A 17186-nucleotide genomic window follows, 5' to 3' on the forward strand; every position below is an offset into this window, starting at 1 on the left:
CCCCTCCCCCGGGCTCCGTTGACAAGCGGAGGCACCCTCTCGATACTGACCGACGATTCAGTAATTCCCCTCGCCGCCGTACCCGCCGGGGCGCTCGCCCCGCCGCCCGGTCCCCGTCTGATCGCCGTCTCCGAGGAGACCTCATGACCGCCCCCCTGATGTCGCTCACCTGGACCGACCACATCACCGGCCGCCAGGGCTTCCTGGTCGTCGACCGGCTGGTGCGCGGTGTCGCCAGCGGCGGACTGCGGATGCGCGAGGGATGCACGCTGGACGAGGTCACCGGCCTCGCCCGCGGGATGACCATGAAGGAAGCACTGCACTACAACCCCGAAGGTCGTTACGTCCCGCTGGGCGGCGCCAAGGGCGGCATCGACTGCGATCCCCGGGACGCGGCGGCCTACGGACTGCTGGTGCGCTACCTGCGCGCCATGAAGCCGTACGTCGAAGGCTTCTGGACCACCGGTGAGGACCTCGGCCTCACCCAGGACACGGTGGAGCGGGCGGCGGCCGAGGCGGGACTCGTCTCCACCATCCAGGCGGTGTACCCGCTGCTCGACGACGAGGTGACGGCGCGGCGGCGGCTCGCGGACGCCTTCGCCGTCGAGGTGGACGGCATCGGCCTGGACGAACTGGTGGGCGGCTGCGGCGTCGCGGAGTCGGCGCTGGCCGCCCTGGACCGGGCGGGCGTGCCGCACGCCGGGACGCGGGTCGCCGTGCAGGGTCTGGGCACCATGGGCGGGGCCACGGCCCGCTTCCTCGCGCGCGCGGGGCTCACGATCGTGGCGGTGGCCGACATCAAGGGCACCATCGCCAACCCGGCCGGCCTCGACGTGGAGGCGCTGCTGGCGGCGCGCGACGGGTACGGCACCGTGGACCGGGCGGTGTTGCGGCCCGGGGACCGCGAACTGCCGGGCGACGCCTGGCTGGCGGCCGAGGCGGAGGTGCTGGTGCCTGCGGCCGTCTCGTACGCGATCGACGCGGCGGACCAGGAGCGGATCCGGGCCCGTTGGATCGTCGAGGCGGCCAACATGCCCGTACTGCCCGAGGCGGAGGAACTGCTGGCCACGCGCGGTGTCACCGTGCTGCCCGACGTCGTCGTCAACTCCGGGACCAACGCCTGGTGGTGGTGGACCCTGTTCGGCGACATCGGCCCGGACGCGGACGAGGCGTTCGCCCATACGCGCCGCTCGATGCGCGCCCTGGTCGAGCAGATGCTGGCCCGCGCGGAGGCCGACGGCACGACCCCGCGCGCGGCCGCCCACGCCATCGTCGCGGACCGGCTGCCGGTGATCGCGGAGCGGTTCGGCTGGTACCGCTGAGGGCGGCGGCCGGAAGGGCCGGTCCACTGCCGACGACCTCGGGTCGAGGCACGCGGGCTGACCCGCGCGAAACGGCCGATCCGGGGCGGGAGTTGAGGACGCGCCCCGGATAGGGTCGGACACCATGACGATTCGTCTGTGCTGCCTGCTCTGGGCCCGTCCCGGCGCCGCCGGGGCCCTGGCCGCGTACGAGGACAAGGTGCTGGCCCTGCTCGGCGAGCACGACGGCCGGATTCTGCAGCGTGCGCGGGCCGACGGCGCCGAGGGCCGCCCGGACGAGATCCAGCTGATCGAGTTCGCCTCGCAGGCCGGTTACGACGGGTTCATGGCCGACGAGCGCCGCACGTCTCTGGCCGGCGATCGCGACGCGGCGATCGCCAGGACCGAGCTGTACCCGGTGGAACTGGTCGAAACAACGGTCTCACCCGGCGCCGTCAGGGACGACGGAATAGGGTGACGACGTGGCGAGAGTGCGGTTGAGCGTGGCCGAGCGGCGTGAGGAACTGCTGCGGGCGGCCATCCAGCAGATCGAGGCGCGGGGCGTGGCGGCGGTCAGGATCGCCGACGTGGCGTCGGCCCTCGGCGTCAGCAACGCCCTGGTGCTGTACCACTTCTCGACGAAGGAGAAGCTGGTCGCCGCCGCGTTCACCTACGCCGCCGAGGACGACCTGGCCCATCTGCGCAAGCTGCTCGGCCGTCGCACCACGGCGCTACGGCGACTGCGCGCCGCCGTGCGCTGGTACGCGCCGACCGGCCAGGCCAAGGGCTGGCGGCTGTGGATCGAGGGCTGGGCGGCGGCGCTGCGCGAGCCCGCGTTGCGGGAGGTGGCGCGGGACCTCGACAAACGGTGGAAGGCGGCGCTCGCCGAGGTCATCGCGGAGGGCGTGGCCGCGGGCGAGTTCCACTGCCCCGACCCCTTCGGTACGGCCCTGCGCCTGACGGCCCTGCTGGACGGGCTGGCGGTCCAGCTGACCTCGTACGCCGGAGCGGTCTCACGGGCCCGGGCGCAGGAGTGGGTGGACGAGGCACTGGCGCGCGAACTGGGTCTGGACCGAGCGGCGTTGACCGCTTCGCAGACATGAGCTCTGCAAGTAGGGACCATCACAGACCTGGGCCCTCTCGGGTTCGCCCAGTCACAGAATGAGGCCCCCCGGTTCGCACCAGGAGGCCCCACCCAGTCAACCGTCACGCGACGGCGGCGATCCGTGTCCGGATGTCCTCGGGTGACAGCGCGCCCTTCGCCGTGACGTGGTCGCCGGACGACTCGCCGCGCAGTCGGCGCCCGATCCACGGCACCAGGTACTCGCGCGCCCACTGCACGTCGTCCCGCCGTACCTCCAGCGTGCCGCGCGGCGGCAGCGGCGGCCAGGGCTGGTCGGGGTCGGCCGGGATCTCCAGGCCGAGGACCTGTCCGGCGCGCAGCGCCACGCGCGTGTGGCCCTCGGGCGAGAGGTGGAGCCGGTCGCCGTCCCACGCCCTGCGGTCCTGAACCGACTTCAGCGACCACAGGTCGAGCACGGGGCAGCCGTACCGGTCGGCGATGGCCCGCACATGCCCGTTGTAGGTGGCGATCTTGCCGCGCAGGTGCTTCAGCACGGGCACGCCACGGGTGTCGAACCCGGTCGTCACCATGACGGTGCCGGCGACCTGCGTGAGCCGGATGATCGCGCGCTCGAAGCGCTCGGCCACCTCGTCGGGGTCGGTGCCCGGCCGGATGATGTCGTTGCCGCCCGCGCAGAAGGAGACCAGGTCCGGGGCCAGCTCGACGGCCTGCGGGAGCTGGTCCGCAACGATCTGGTCGAGCAGTTTGCCGCGCACCGCGAGGTTCGTGTACCTGAAGTCGCCCTCGGGACGCCGGTCGGCGAGGAGTACCGCGAAGCGGTCCGCCCAGCCGACGAAGGCCCCGTCGGGGCCGGGGTCGCCGACGCCCTCGGTGAAGCTGTCCCCCACCGCGACGTACGACCCGATCACTGATCTGCTGTCACTCTTCGAATCGTCTGCCACAGCCGTCATGATTCACCTTCGAATGTGACCTACGCGACCGTAGGCAGGGCTTGACGGTCGGTGAGATAAGCCACTCGCAAAGTGTTGACCAAGGTCGGAATAACCCCTCGATGTGCGCTGTTGCTGGGTCAACAGTCGGACACACCGAAGGCCGGACCCGGGGATCGAGGTCCGGCCTTCGGCAGCGTGTCAGGCGGCGTGGCGGCGGGGGGTCAGCCGACGGCGACGCCCTTGGAGCGGAGGTAGGCGACCGGGTCCACGTCGGAGCCGTAGTTCGGCGTGGTCCGGATCTCGAAGTGCAGGTGCGGGCCGGTGACATTGCCCGTAGCGCCGGAGAGGCCGACCTGCTGGCCCGCGCTCACGCTCTGGCCGGCCGAGACGGAGAGCTGCGAGAGGTGCCCGTACTGGGCGTAGTAGCCGTCGGCGAGCCTGATGACGACCTGGTTGCCGTACGCGCCGCCCCAGCCGGCGGAGACGACGGTGCCCGCGCCCACGGCCTTGAGGGGGGTACCGGTGGGGACGACGAAGTCGACGCCGGTGTGGTAGCCGCTGGACCACATGCTGCCGGCCACGCGGTAGCCGGTGCCGACGGTGGCGCCGGAGACGGGGAGCTGGAAGCCCGTGGCGGAGGCGGTGGTCGCGGCAGCGCTGCGGGTGGTGCCCTCACCGGAGGAGGACGAGCGCTCCTTCGACGAGGTCGAACCCTGCGAGGACGAGGACTTGGCCGTGGAGGACCTGTGGGCGCTCGTCGCGGCCTTCTTGCCGATCGTGAGCTTCAGACCGGGGTGGATGAGCGACGGGTCGTCGCCGACGACGGTGCGGTTGTCGGCGTAGAGCTTGTGCCAGCCACCGCTGACGTGCTGCTCCTCGGCGATCTTCGAAAGGTAGTCACCGGACCGGACCGAATAGACGTGCACCGCCTTTTCGGAGGCGGAGTTCTTCTTTTCGGTCGCCTTCTTCACGGTATTCGGAAGGGACTGAACGGCCTTTTCCGAAACCGACTGGGAAGCGGACTGGGCGGTGGCCGCGTGGGCACCCGTGGCACCCATCAGCGGGAGGGCGAGCGCGGCGCCGCCGGTTCCGGCGACGGCGATGGAGCGAGTGAAGCGCTGGGACTTCGGACGACGGTGCTTACCCTTCGCGGGCATGGCGAATTCCTCTCCGGCGCCTGCGAGGTGAGCTGTCGGGTGCGGGCTGGAGATGCCCGGCCGCGCGCTGGTCGCGGCTGTACCCCTAGCCGTTCCGGAGACCGGAACAGGCGTTGTACCTGTGGGTCCCCCGCTCCTGCCGTACACGGGTGATTGGTGCGGGCTCCGGGCGGCGGCAGGATTGGGCGTCCGTCCGGATTGGTGTGGAACGTAAGCGACGAGGACGCGAAGGGACAAGCGACGGTTCCCCGTGAATCCGTTTCCCTTGATCCTCTGCGGAAATCCACGGTCACTCTCCGTGAATTTCCGCTTCGTCCCACTCTTCAATCCGCAGGAAAGACAGATTGATTACGTGAGCATGACGAGGTACGCACCGTCACGGCTATGACGCTGCTCACGTGACGCTGCTCCAGCTTCCCTTGTCACAGCGCGAGTTGGAATGAAGCCCAATCAACGCAGCAATTCGGACAGAAGAGTCAGATGCGGCGCAGGCGGAGAACTGCCGCATCGAGGTCGCCCCGAAGTCCGGTATGCAGACCGTGATGCAGCAATACGGCACCTCGATGCACTTCGCCCGTTTCGAGGCATTCGTACGACGCTGTCGGGTCGAGGGCACGCAGCCGCAGGGCCGGCACGGGCTCGCCGTAGCTCTGTGCCTGCAGCCAGGCGAGGACGACGCTCTGGTCCCCGCGCGCGTACTGCACGGCGCTCAGCCCGCCCGTCGGCGGCCTGAGGCGGTGGAGCTCGCCGTGCTGGACGAGCGGCCGGATCTCCTTGTAGAGGCTCACCCAGTCGCGGGCCTCGGCCAGCTCCTCCTCGGTCCACTGCGTGAGGTCCCCGCCCACCCCGAGCACTCCGGCCATGGCACTGACGAACCGGAAGCGCAGCGAGCTGACGCGCCCGTTGAGCTGGGTGTTGGGGCTGTCGGTGACCCAGGCGGCCATCACGCGCGCGGGGTGGATCTGGCTGAAGCCGTGCTGGATGGCGAGCCGGTCGAGCGGATCGGTGTTGTCGGAGGTCCACACCTGGTCCGTACGGCTCATGATCCCGAGGTCGATCCGTCCGCCACCGCCCGAGCAGGACTCGAAGACGACACCGGGGTGGGCCGCCCGCAGCCGGTCCAGCAAGGCGTAGAGGGTGTGGACGTGGTCGACCCAGAGGCGCTGCGGGTAGGCGTCACCGGGCCAGCCGGCGTCCGTGAAGCAACGGTTGAAGTCCCACTTCACGTAGTCGATCTGAGCGCTGGACAGCAGTGCGTCGAGCCGCTCCCAGAGGTACTCCTGGACGTCCTCGCGGGCCAGGTTCAGTACGAGCTGGTTGCGCAGCTCCGTCCGCCTGCGTCCGGGCTGGAACTGGACCCAGTCGGAGTGGGCGCGATACAGGTCGCTGTCCGGATTGACCATCTCGGGCTCGACCCAGATGCCGAACTGCATGCCGAGCGCGTGCACATAGTCGGCGAGTGGGGCCAGGCCCTTGGGGAAGCGGTCGGGGTTGGGTGTCCAGTCGCCGAGCCCGGCCCGGTCGCTGGTGCGCTTGCCGAACCAGCCGTCGTCGACGACGAACAGCTCCACGCCGATCGCCGCGGCCCGCCGTGCGAGGGCGCTCTGCTGTTCCTCGGAGATGTCGAACTCCGTGGCCTCCCAGGAGTTGAACAGCACGGGGCGGTCCTGGTCCGCGTCCGGGACGACGTACGCGCGTTGGTAGGCGTGCCAGGCCCGGCTCGCCCCGCCGAAGCCGCCGTCGCTCCACAGCCCGGCGAAGACGGGGGTGGTGTACGACTCCCCCGCCGCCAGGCTCAGCAGTCCGGAGTCGTCGTAGCCCGCGCCGCCGGTGATCTGCACGCGCGCGTCCGGGAGTTGGGCCACCGCGATGCGCCAGGAACCGGACCAGCCCAGGGCGCAGCCGTAGACCTCGCCGCGCTCCTCGGTGGCGTCGGTGTCGAGGGCGACCCAGGGCAGGTGCTGGTGCCCGGTGTGCCCGCGGCGGCTGCCGATGACCTTCTCACCGTAGGTGAGCGGCGAACTCGTGAGCCGGGACTCCGCGGCCCAGCGGCCGTGCAGCTGGGACAGCCGCCAGCCGTCGCGGTCGGGGAGGGTCCAGGTGGCGGCGTCCGCGCGCAGCAGCTCCAGGGCGCCCGGGCCCTCGTTGTCGAGGGTCACCCAGCGCTCGACGACGTCGTGCCGCATCCGGTGGTGCAGGGTGATCGCGAGCCCGCCGTCGCGGAACCTCAGCCGGAGGTGGTCGCCCTCCGCCTCGTACGTCTCGAAGCGCCACTCGGTGCCGCGCCGCTCCTCGGAGCGCACGGACAGGGCGGGCCTCACGAACCGCGGGCCGCCCTCGACCGGGTACTCCTCACGGCCGTCGAGCGGGGACTCGAAGGGGCGGTAGTCCGGCAGCGGGCGTACGGCGAGGGCCTCGGCGTCGGCGAGGGCGATCCGGGGGCCCCAGTGCAGGTGCAGGAGCTCGTCGTCCTCGGTGAGATGGATCGCGTAACCGCTGGTCGGCCCGGTCAGGAGCCAGGTACGGCCGTTCTCGGAGATCTCCAGCATCAAGCCCTCACATATTCGAACAGGTGCGATCAAGCAGCAACATCATCAGTGCCGGTGGGGGCCGACGGCAACGCCTGTGGACAACTCATTGCCCAAGGAATGCATGTCGTATCGTCGACACGGTGCCCGTCGTCGAGCCGAGTCGGCGGGGCCGACTGGGAGGAGCCCCCGTGACGCAGCAGATCCCGTCGACCGAGCCGGAGCTGGCCGGGGTGCGCAACTTCCGCGACGTGGGCGGGCTGCCGACGGTGGACGGGCGGCGGGTGCGCCACGGGGTGCTGTTCCGCAGCGGGCACCTGGCGCACGCGACCGGGGAGGACGCCGCGTTCCTCTCCTCGCTGGGGCTGCACACGATCTTCGACTTCCGCAACGCCGCGGACCAGAAGCTGGAGGGGCCGGACGTCGAGCTGCCGGGCGTGCGCAATGTGAACCTGCCGCTGTCCGACCCGGCGGACGGCGTCGGCTTCTGGAAGATGGTGCGGGACGGCGAGATCGAGCAGCTGCGCGAGGTCCTCGGCGACGGCAAGGCCGCGGGCCGCATGATCACCTCGTACCGCACGATCATCAGGGAGCGCACCGCCGAGCACACGCGCGTGCTGCGCTCGCTCGCCGAGGACAGCGTGCCGGCGCTCATGCACTGTGCGGCGGGCAAGGACCGCGCGGGCCTGTCCATAGCCGTCACGCTGCTCGCCCTGGGCGTCGAGCGGGAGGCCGTCGTCGCGGACTACCTGGAGTCCAACGCCAAGCACCGCCGCTACAAGGTGCACCGCAGCAGCAGCTCCTCCGCCGGCTACTCCCCCGAGGTCATGGAGCTGCTCAGCCCCCTGTTCGAGGCGCGCGCGGAGTATCTGGCGGCGGCCTTCGAGACCATCGAGGAGACGTGGGGCGGGGTCGAGGCGTATCTGGAGCAGGGGCTCGGGGTCACACCGGAGATCCGTGAGCGGCTGCGCGGGCGGCTGCTCGACTGACGGGCATCCGGGCTACTTCGCCCCCACCGCGAACAGCAGGTAGATGAAGGCCGCGAACAGGTGTCCGACGGCGATGTAGATGATCAGCCTGACCCACAGGCCGCGAGGGAACTTCTCCTCCATGTCGGTCTTGCTCATGGCATCTCTCCATAGGTGGGGCCGAGGCACAGGGTGGCCGTCGGACTCTGCAGCAGGGTGTGGACGAACAGGAGCTCGACACCGTCGGGGTCCTGCGCGGCGATGCGGTGCGGGGTGAGCGAGTCGAAGTGCGCGCTGTCGCCGGGGGCGAGCCGGTGCGTGGTGTCACCGAGGCGCAGCCGCAGCCGGCCGCTGAGGACGTACAGCCACTCCTCGCCGGGATGCACGCGCACGATGTCGCCCTGCGAGCCGTGCGGTACGCGGACGCGCAGGGCCTGCATGCCACGGCCGGGCGAGCCGGCCTGCCAGTAGGTCCAGCCGCCCGCCTGCGTCGGTTCCATGTCGGTACCGCGCACGACGGCGTCCCGGTCGGCGACCCGCTCGCCGAGCAGTTCCGAGACGGTCGTACCGTAGATACGGGCGAGGGCGAGCAGCATCGGCAGCGAGGGCTGGCGCTGCCCGGTCTCCAGCCGGGACAGATGGGCCGGCGAGAGCCCGGCGGCGCGCGCCGCGGCCTCCAGCGTGAGGGCGGCACGTCGGCGCAGGGCGCGCAGCTGGGGCGCGACGGCGGGCAGGTCCGGTCCGGGGAGCGGCTCGGACTCTTCCGGAGAGCTCATACCTCCATTCAGCCGCGACTTTGCCTCTGCGGCAAATTTCTTGCCTCAGAGGCAAAGACCGCGGCGGGGCGGCTCACCGGTTGGCGACCGCCTGCTTCACGAGCGTCTTGCCGAAGTCCCACATCAGTCCGCCGCCGCTGTGCGCGTCGTCCATCACGGCGGTGAAGGCGTCCACGAACCGGTCCACGTCCCGCTCGCCGATGATCAACGGCGGGATCAGCTTGATCACTTCGAGGTGGTCGCCGGAGACCTGGGTGAGGATCCGGTGCCGCTGCAGCAGCGGTACGACGACCATCTGCGCGAACAGGCCCTTGCGCGCGGCCTGCAGCATCGTCCAGCGGCTGCGCAGCTTCAGCGACTTGGGCCTGCCGAACTCGATGCCGATCATCAGTCCGCGGCCGCGGACGTCGGCGAGCAGCTCGTACTTGTCGACGAGCGCCGCGAGCCGGGACTTCAGCTGCTCCCCGGTCGCCCGGGCGTTCGCCACGATCTGCTCGTTCTCCATGACGGACAGCACGGCGAGCCCCGCCGCCATGGCCTGGGCGTTGGAACCGAAGCTCGCCGAGTGGACGAGCACCCGGTCCATCGACGAGTAGACCTTCTTGAAGATCCAGTCCTTGCCGAGGGTGGCGCCGACCGGGACGTAGCCACCCGACAGCGCCTTGGCCACGCACACCAGGTCGGGCTCCACGCCCTCCTCGTGCTGGAAGGCGTAGAAGTCACCGGTGCGGCCGAGGCCCGTCTGCACCTCGTCGGCGATGAGCAGCGCCTTGTGCCTGCGCAGCAGTTCCTGGGCGGCGCGCAGATAGCCGGGCGGGGCCTCGTGCACGCCCTTGCCCTGGATCGGCTCCACGATCAGGGCGGCGACGTCCCCCTTGTTCAACTCCCGTGCCAGGGCGTCGAGGTCGCCGAGCGGGACGGCGGTGTCCGGCAGCAGCGGGGCGAAGCCGTCCCGGAAGCCGGACTCGCCGTTGACGGACAGCGAGCCCGTGGTCAGGCCGTGGAAGGCGTGGTCGCAGTACAGCACGCGCGGCCTGCCGGTGGCGTAGCGGGCGAACTTCAGCGCCGTCTCGACGGCCTCCGTACCGCTGTTGCCGAAGAACACCCGGTCCAGGTGCGGGCTGTACGTCAGCAGCTTCTCGGCCAGCAGTCCGGGCAGCGGCTGGCAGTCGAAGCGGGTGAGGTCGGCGAGCGAGGCGTCGAGGACGTCGTGCAGCGCCTTGCGGACGACCGGGTGGTGGCGGCCCAGGCCCATCACCCCGAACCCGGCGAGCATGTCCAGGTAGTCGTTGCCGTCCGCGTCCCAGAAGTGGGCGCCCTCGGCGCGCTCGTAGACCTTGTCGAAGCCGATGGTGTGCAGCATGCGCGGGAGCTGGTGGTTGAGGTACTTCCCGTGCAGCTCGTAGCGTTCGGCTCCGCGCTCGGACAGGAGCGCCCCGAGGTCGAACTCCTTGGTCATTCAGCCCTCTCCTTGACGGTGCCTTTCACCTGTTCCTTGACGGCCAGGGTGTCCTCGGCCTCCTTGACGGCCAGGCTCGCGCTGATCCGCCCGGCCACCTCGACCGGCGTGAGTCCGATGTCGGCCAGCACCTCCCCGCGCTTGGCGTGCGCGAGGAACTGCTCCGGGATGCCGAACCGCCGTACGGGCACGTCGACTTCGGCGTCGCCGAGGGCCAGCGCAACAGCCGAGCCCACACCGGCCGAGCGGCTGTTGTCCTCGACGACGGCCACCAGCCGGTGTTCCGCGGCGAGGCCCGGGAGCGCCGGGTCGACGGGCTTGACCCACCGGGGGTCGACCACGGTGCAGGAGATCCCGCGCGCCTCGAGCAGCTCGGCGGCCTGCAGGCAGACGGGCGCCATCACCCCGACGGCGACCATCAGCACGTCCGGCGTGCCGGGGCCGCGGTGCAGGACGTCGAGGCCGCCGACTCGGTCGACCGCCGGGATCTCCGGGCCGACGGACTCCTTCGGGAAGCGGACCAGGGTCGGTGCGTCGTCCACGGCGACCGCCTCGCGCAGCTGCGCCCGCAGCTGGTCGGCGTCGCGTGGCGCGGCGATCCTGAGCCCCGGCACGACCTGGAGGATCGACATGTCCCACATGCCGTTGTGGGAGGGCCCGTCGACGCCCGTCACGCCGGCACGGTCCAGCACGAAGGTGACTCCGCAGCGGTGCAGGGCGACGTCCATCAGGAGCTGGTCGAAGGCGCGGTTGAGGAAGGTGGCGTAGACGGCGACGACGGGGTGCAGCCCGCCGGTGGCGAGCCCCGCCGCGCTCACCGCGGCGTGCTGCTCGGCGATGCCCACGTCCCACACCCGGTCCGGGAACTTCGCGGCGAACTTGCCGAGCCCCACCGGGTGCAGCATCGCCGCCGTGATCGCGACGACGTCCTCCCGCTCCTCGCCGATCCTGACGATCTCGTCGCCGAACACCGACGTCCAGGAGGGGCCGTTGGAGGGCGCGAGGGGCTCGCAGGTGAGCGGGTCCATCACGCCGACGGTGTGGAAGTGGTCCTCCTCGTGGGCCAGAGCCGGCTCGTAGCCGCGGCCCTTCTCGGTGAGGCAGTGGACGAGGACCGGGCCGTGGAAGCGTTTCGCGCGCCGCAGCGCCGACTCGACGGCCCCGATGTCGTGTCCGTCGATCGGGCCGACGTACTTCAGGCCCAGGTCCTCGAACATGCCCTGCGGGGCGAAGGCGTCCTTGAAGCCCTTCTTCGCGCCGTGCAGGGACTCGTAGATGGTGTTGCCGACGACGGGTGTGCGCAGCAGGACGTCCTTGCCCCAGGCGAGCACCTTCTCGTAGGAGTCGGTGGTGCGCAGGGTGGCGAGGTGGTTGGCGAGCCCGCCGATGGTCGGGGCGTACGACCGCTCGTTGTCGTTGACGACGATGATCAGCGGCCGGTCCTTGGCGGCCGCGATGTTGTTAAGCGCCTCCCAGGCCATGCCGCCGGTCAGCGCGCCGTCGCCGATCACGGCGACGACATGCCCCTTCTCGCCCTGCACCTGGCGGGCCTTGGCGAGGCCGTCGGCCCAGCCGAGCGCCGTGGAGGCGTGGCTGTTCTCCACGATGTCGTGCTCGGACTCCTCGCGCGAGGGATAGCCGGACAGGCCGCCCTTGCCGCGCAGCTTGGAGAAGTCCTTGCGGCCGGTGAGGATCTTGTGGACGTAGCTCTGGTGGCCGGTGTCCCAGACGATGCGGTCCACCGGTGACTCGAAGACCCGGTGGAGCGCGATGGACAGTTCCACCACGCCCAGGTTGGGCCCGAGGTGTCCGCCGGTCCTGGCGACCGCGTGCACCAGGAACTCCCGGATCTCCTCTGACAGTTCGCGAAGTTCCGCCTCGGACAGCGCCTTAAGGTCGCGTGGTCCCCGGATGTTCTCCAGAATGGTCACGCTCGGGCCCCCTTCGGTCCGTGCTGTTCAACTCACGGTGACGGCCAGCTCCCCCGAAGCGACACCGTCCTGTTCCATCTGTTCGGCGATCTTCATCGCCTCCTCGATGAGGGTCTCCACGATCTTCGACTCGGGTACGGTCTTGATGACCTCGCCCTTGACGAAGATCTGCCCCTTGCCGTTGCCGGAGGCGACGCCCAGGTCCGCCTCCCGCGCCTCACCGGGGCCGTTGACCACACAACCCATCACGGCTACCCGCAACGGGACCTCCATCCCCTCCAGGCCGGCCGTGACTTCGTCGGCGAGCTTGTAGACGTCGACCTGCGCCCTGCCGCAGGAGGGGCAGGAGACGATCTCCAGGCGCCGCTGCCGGAGCCCGAGGGACTCCAGGATCTGGATGCCGACCTTGACCTCCTCGGCGGGCGGGGCGCTCAGCGAGACCCTGATCGTGTCGCCGATGCCCTGCGAGAGCAGCGCTCCGAAGGCGACGGCCGACTTGATCGTGCCCTGGAAGGCGGGACCGGCCTCGGTGACCCCGAGGTGCAGCGGGTATTCGCACTGCTCGGCCAGCAGCCGGTAGGCGTTGACCATCACCACGGGGTCGTTGTGCTTGACCGAGATCTTGATGTCCCGGAAGTCGTGCTCCTCGAAGAGGGACGCCTCCCACAGGGCGGACTCCACCAGCGCCTCCGGCGTCGCCCTGCCGTACTTCTGCAGCAGCCGCTTGTCCAGCGACCCGGCGTTGACCCCGATCCGGATCGGCGTGCCGTGGTCCCGGGCGGCCTTGGCGATCTCCTTCACCTGGTCGTCGAACTTCTTGATGTTGCCCGGGTTCACCCGCACCGCGGCGCAGCCGGCCTCGATGGCCGCGAACACGTACTTCGGCTGGAAGTGGATGTCCGCGATCACCGGGATCTGCGACTTGCGCGCGATGGTGGCCAGCGCGTCCGCGTCGTCCTGCGTGGGGCAGGCGACGCGGACGATCTGGCAGCCGGACGCGGTGAGCTCGGCGATCTGCTGCAGGGTGGCGCCGATGTCGGAGGTACGGGTCGTCGTCATCGACTGCACCGACACCGGTGCCCCGCCCCCGACCGCCACCGGCCCCACGTGGATCTGCCGCGACACGCGCCGCTCGGCGATCGGCCGGGCCGGCACCTCGGGGACACCGAGGGAAACGGCGGTCATGACGTCACTCCCGGTTTCCGGAGACCGTCTCGCGCATGGCGCGCAGGGACTCCTTCAGCGATCCCATGGTGGCGAGGACGGCGGTGGGCTCGTAGCCGCAGTGCGCCATGCAGTTGGCGCAGCGAGGGTCCTTGCCGCGGCCGTACTTGTCCCAGTCCGTCTCCTCGATCAGCTCGCGGTACGTCGGCACGTACCCGTCGCTCATCAGGTAGCAGGGGCGCTGCCAGCCGAAGAGCGAGTAGTTCGGGATGGCCCAGGCGGTGCAGGGGAAGTCGACCTTGCCCTCGAGGAAGTCGAGGAACAGCGGGGAGTGGTTGAGCCGCCACTTGCGGCGGTTGCCGCCCGCGAAGGCCTTCTTGAACAGCTCGCGGGTCTGCTCCACGCCCAGGAAGTGCTCCTGGTCGGGCGCCTTCTCGTAGGCGTAGGCGGGCGAGATCATCATCTCGTCGACCTTGAGGTCGTCGTTGAGGAAGTTGAGCACCTCGATGACGGTCTGCGGGGTGTCGGTGTTGAAGAAGGTGGAGTTGGTGGTGACCCGGAAGCCGCGCCGCTTGGCCTCCTTGATCGCCTCGACGGCCTCGTCGAAGACGCCCTCCTTCGCCACCGACTCGTCGTGCCGCTCGCGCAGTCCGTCGATGTGCACGGCGAAGGCGAAGTAGGGAGAGGGCTTGAACTTGTCCATCTTCTTGCGCAGCAGCATGGCGTTGGTGCAGAGGAAGACGTACTTCTTCTTGGCCACCAACTGCCGCACGATCTCATCGATCTGAGGGTGCATCAGGGGCTCGCCGCCGGCGATGGACACCATCGGGGCACCCGACTCCAGCACCGCCCCCACGGCCTGCGCGACCGGCATGCGCTGCTTGAGCACGCCCGCCGGATGCTGGATCTTGCCGCAGCCCTCGCACTTCAGGTTGCATGCGAAGAGAGGTTCCAGCTCCACGATCAGAGGGAACTTGTCCCGCTTGCGGAGCTTCTGTTCGGCCAAGTATGTAGCGACCTTGATGGACTGACGCAGCGGCATGGCCATCTGGCTCACCTCCTGGGGAGCAGCAAATTACGGTGCCATTCGAAAAAAGCCGGAAGTACGGAACGAAGAACGCGGAAAGCTGATATTCCACCGCGGACCGTGCCGATACGGACGAGTTCATGTTCAGGAGCGTCCACGACCACCCGTACGGCCGCAACCGGGCGCTCACCGGCGCGCACGGCGCTCAGGAGCGTCGCCGCGGACTCCATGTCGACCGCGACTGCGCCGGTGGCGAGCAGCTCCGACCGTTCATGACCGCGGACGACGTGGTCCGAGCCGGTGAGCGGGCCGGTGTGGACGGTGCGGCCGGGTACGGCGCGCACGAGCTCCTTGACGAGCAGGTCGGTCCCCGTGCACGGAACGGTTCCGTCCGGGGCGCGGGTCTCCTCGGCGACGACCAGGTCGCCGGGGTGCATCCCCGGCGCGAGCCCCGCGCAGAACCCGGTGGCCAGCACGGCGGCCCCGGCGAGGGCCGGGTCGGCCAGGGCCCGGGTGACGGACCGCTCGGCCGCCTCGGGCCCCATGCCGGTGCGCAGGACGGTGACCGGCCCGCCGGCGCCCCACTGGTTCGGTTCGGCTCCGAGGCGCTGAAAGCCGGTGTCGAGTGCCCGACCGTGCTCAGCCCCTCCTCCGTCGGGGCCTCCGCGCGCTCGGCCTCTCGGCACCGACGCGCCCCTCCGCCTCACGCCGCGGTCGCTCGTGCGCAGGGCGAGGTGCTCGATGCCGAGCGCGCAGGCGATCAGCAGCGGTGCCGGGGCGGGCTGGGTGCTCATCAGCCCCCCTTGCCGGTGGAGAACGGTTCTCCGTGCACGTAGCGGCCGAGCGCGGTCAGCGGGAAGACCTGCCGGTAGAGGTGGTAGTTGATGGAGAAGTCCCAGGGGAAGCCGGTGCCGGTGAAGTAGGGCTCGTCCCAGGAGCCGTCCTCGCGCTGGGTGGCGGCGAGCCACTCGACGCCCCGCTCGACGGACCTGGAGTCCTTCTCCCCCGCCGCGAGCAGGGCCATCAGCGCCCACGCGGTCTGCGAGGCGGTGGAGGCGCCCTTGCCGCTCCACTCCTTGCTGTCCTTGTAGGAGCGCAGGTCCTCGCCCCAGCCGCCGTCGTCGTTCTGCACCGACTCCAGCCAGGTCACCGCCCTGCGGATCGCCGGGTGCGAGCCGGGGAAGCCGGCCGCGACGAGGGCGGGTACGACGGACCCGGTGCCGTAGACGTAGTTGACGCCCCAGCGCCCGAACCACGAGCCGTCCGGCTCCTGTTCGGCCAGCAGCCACTCGATGCCGCGCCGGGTGCGCGGGTCGTGGGAGAGTCCCTCGAAGGCCAGCATCTCCACCACGTGGGCGGTGACGTCGGCGGACGGCGGGTCGATGACCTCGCCGAAGTCGCAGAACGGCAGCCGGTTGGGGAACGGGCTGGTGTTGTCGACGTCGAAGGCGCCCCACGCCCCGTTCTTCGACTGCATCCCGAGGTTCCAGCGCACCCCGCGTCCGATGGCCTTCTCCACCCGCTCGGGGTCGTGGTGCCTGACCCGGCGCAGTGCGAGGACCACCTCGGCGGTGTCGTCGATGTCGGGGTAGTTGTCGTTGTGGAACTCGAACGCCCAGCCGCCCGGCGGGAGCCCGGGCCGCTTGACGGACCAGTCGCCGGGCCGGACGATCTGCTCGCCGAGCATCCAGTCCGCGGCCTTGACCAGCTGCGGATGGTCGGCCGGCACACCCGCGTCGGCGAGCGCGATCATCGCCAGACAGGTGTCCCACACCGGCGACTGGCAGGCCTCGATCATCCGGGCCCCGTCCTCCCGCCACACGGCGAAACGGTCCAGCGAGGCCAGCCCCTCGCGCATCACGGGGTGTTCGAGGTCGTAGCCCAGCAGATAGAGCGCGATGACCGAGTACACGGCCGGCGGCTGGATGCCGCCCCAGCAGCCGTCGTTCTCCTGCCGTTCGATGATCCAGCGGGCGGCGCTGTTCATGGCGGCCTTGCGCAGTCTGCGCGGCACGGCCTTGCGCAGTTGGTGCAGGACCTTGTCCAGCCGCTGGAAGGCACCGTCCCAACTGGCAACGGGGGCAAGGGGCTTGGGCGGGTTGGGGTCGGCCGGGTCGGTGTGCAGCTCGTCCAGCGGGAAGGGCGCGGGCCGCACCGGCCGCTTCGCGGACACGATCGTCAGCGGGACGATGGTCTGCCGCGCCCAGCACCCGAAGTCGTAGATGTTGAGCGGCATCCACTTCGGGAAGTAGATCAGTTCCGGCGGGAGTTCGGGCAGGTCCTCCCACTTCCACCAGCCGAAGAGCGCGAGCCAGATCCGGGTGAACACCCGGGCGGCGGCGATGCCCCCCTGCTCGCGGACCCACGCGGCGGCCTTCGCCATGTGCGGGGCGTCGGGCTCGTCGCCGGCCAGCCGGAGGGCGACGTAGGCCTCGACGGTGGTGGAGAGTTCGCTGGGTCCGCCGTAGAAGGTGGCCCAGGTGCCGTCCTCGCGCTGCTCGCCGCGGATGAACAGGGCGGCGGCGTGCGCGGTGGCCTCGTCGAGGATGCCCAGGAACTGCCGCAGGAGCAGGTCCTCGGCGTCCATGGTCACATTGGTCTCGAGGTCGCCCTTCCACCAGCCCTGGGCGTCCTGCCGGGACAGCAGGAAGTCGGTCGCCCGCTGGGTCGCGCGCACGGCGACGTCGTGCACCCCGGCCGCCACGGGGTTGGTGCTGTGTGTTTCGCTGGCCGAGGCAGCTCGGGGCGGCAGTGCCCCGGTGCTTCCGTCGGTCGTCGCTGTCATGGCTTCCCCTTCGTGCAGTCGTGCGAGTCGTGCTGCTGTGGGTCCGCCGTCGGCCGGTGCCTGAACCTCTGCTG

The 17186-nt window shown here is 70.5% G+C and carries 15 protein-coding genes and 1 riboswitch; of the genes, 4 read left to right on the forward strand and 11 right to left on the reverse strand.

What is annotated here, in order from left to right; genetic code table 11:
- Positions 1–143: 143 nt before the first annotated feature.
- From ACIGDI_RS15990 to ACIGDI_RS16000, 3 genes are all read left to right on the forward strand, one after another.
- Entirely contained in the window at positions 144–1322 is a 1179-nt protein-coding gene (locus tag ACIGDI_RS15990; protein WP_399896268.1) for a Glu/Leu/Phe/Val dehydrogenase dimerization domain-containing protein, read from the forward strand.
- 124 nt (positions 1323–1446) lie between these two features.
- The gene (locus ACIGDI_RS15995) at positions 1447–1779 is read left to right on the forward strand and encodes a hypothetical protein (RefSeq protein WP_399896271.1); all 333 of its coding nucleotides are present in this window, start codon (positions 1447–1449) and stop codon (positions 1777–1779) included.
- 4 nt (positions 1780–1783) lie between these two features.
- Positions 1784–2404 (forward strand): TetR/AcrR family transcriptional regulator, encoded by a 621-nt coding sequence (locus ACIGDI_RS16000; protein ID WP_399896274.1) that lies wholly within the window; start codon positions 1784–1786, stop codon positions 2402–2404.
- Between the two features lie 103 nt (positions 2405–2507).
- On the opposite strand, the gene ACIGDI_RS16005 is transcribed toward ACIGDI_RS16000, so the two are convergent.
- From ACIGDI_RS16005 to ACIGDI_RS16015, 3 genes are all read right to left on the reverse strand, one after another.
- On the reverse strand, positions 2508–3293 hold the full coding sequence (locus ACIGDI_RS16005) for an SGNH/GDSL hydrolase family protein (RefSeq protein ID WP_399897631.1): 786 nt from the start codon (positions 3291–3293) through the stop codon (positions 2508–2510).
- A 245-nt stretch (positions 3294–3538) separates the two neighbouring features.
- Positions 3539–4474 carry a peptidoglycan DD-metalloendopeptidase family protein gene (locus ACIGDI_RS16010; protein ID WP_399896277.1) on the reverse strand — a complete coding sequence of 312 codons (936 nt, stop codon included), beginning with the start codon at positions 4472–4474 and terminating at the stop codon, positions 3539–3541.
- Positions 4475–4478: 4 nt separating this feature from the next.
- Positions 4479–4636, reverse strand: a riboswitch (cyclic di-AMP (ydaO/yuaA leader).
- Positions 4637–4950: 314 nt separating this feature from the next.
- Positions 4951–7023, reverse strand: a complete 2073-nt coding sequence (locus ACIGDI_RS16015) for an alpha-galactosidase (RefSeq protein WP_399896279.1) — start codon at positions 7021–7023, stop codon at positions 4951–4953.
- A gap of 170 nt (positions 7024–7193) precedes the next feature.
- Here ACIGDI_RS16015 and ACIGDI_RS16020 point away from each other — a divergent pair, with 170 nt between their 5' ends.
- Entirely contained in the window at positions 7194–7991 is a 798-nt protein-coding gene (locus tag ACIGDI_RS16020; protein WP_399896282.1) for a tyrosine-protein phosphatase, read from the forward strand.
- 12 nt (positions 7992–8003) lie between these two features.
- Here ACIGDI_RS16020 and ACIGDI_RS16025 read toward each other — a convergent pair whose 3' ends face one another.
- The 8 genes from ACIGDI_RS16025 to shc form a co-directional block, all read right to left on the reverse strand.
- Entirely contained in the window at positions 8004–8129 is a 126-nt protein-coding gene (locus ACIGDI_RS16025) for a DUF6126 family protein (protein ID WP_399896285.1), read from the reverse strand.
- A complete protein-coding gene (locus tag ACIGDI_RS16030) occupies positions 8126–8746 on the reverse strand; it encodes a helix-turn-helix domain-containing protein (protein ID WP_399896287.1) in 621 nt (206 codons plus the stop codon). Before ACIGDI_RS16030 ends, ACIGDI_RS16025 begins: the two co-directional genes overlap by 4 nt.
- A 73-nt stretch (positions 8747–8819) precedes the next feature.
- On the reverse strand, positions 8820–10205 hold the full coding sequence (locus ACIGDI_RS16035) for an aspartate aminotransferase family protein (RefSeq protein ID WP_399896290.1): 1386 nt from the start codon (positions 10203–10205) through the stop codon (positions 8820–8822).
- The gene (gene dxs / locus ACIGDI_RS16040) at positions 10202–12136 is read right to left on the reverse strand and encodes a 1-deoxy-D-xylulose-5-phosphate synthase (RefSeq protein ID WP_399896293.1); all 1935 of its coding nucleotides are present in this window, start codon (positions 12134–12136) and stop codon (positions 10202–10204) included. Before dxs ends, ACIGDI_RS16035 begins: the two co-directional genes overlap by 4 nt.
- 27 nt (positions 12137–12163) lie before the next feature.
- Positions 12164–13321, reverse strand: coding sequence for a flavodoxin-dependent (E)-4-hydroxy-3-methylbut-2-enyl-diphosphate synthase (gene ispG / locus ACIGDI_RS16045; protein WP_399896296.1), 1158 nt, complete (start codon positions 13319–13321; stop codon positions 12164–12166).
- A gap of 4 nt (positions 13322–13325) precedes the next feature.
- Positions 13326–14348, reverse strand: a complete 1023-nt coding sequence (hpnH, locus tag ACIGDI_RS16050; protein ID WP_399896299.1) for an adenosyl-hopene transferase HpnH — start codon at positions 14346–14348, stop codon at positions 13326–13328.
- A 5-nt stretch (positions 14349–14353) separates the two neighbouring features.
- Positions 14354–15121 (reverse strand): 1-hydroxy-2-methyl-2-butenyl 4-diphosphate reductase, encoded by a 768-nt coding sequence (locus tag ACIGDI_RS16055; RefSeq protein WP_399896302.1) that lies wholly within the window; start codon positions 15119–15121, stop codon positions 14354–14356.
- On the reverse strand, positions 15121–17112 hold the full coding sequence (gene shc / locus ACIGDI_RS16060) for a squalene--hopene cyclase (protein ID WP_399896305.1): 1992 nt from the start codon (positions 17110–17112) through the stop codon (positions 15121–15123). The genes ACIGDI_RS16055 and shc overlap by 1 nt, the downstream gene beginning before the upstream one ends.
- Positions 17113–17186 lie beyond the last annotated feature (74 nt).

Source organism: Streptomyces sp. NPDC085900 (assembly GCF_044540925.1).
Lineage (GTDB): Bacteria > Actinomycetota > Actinomycetes > Streptomycetales > Streptomycetaceae > Streptomyces > Streptomyces gilvifuscus.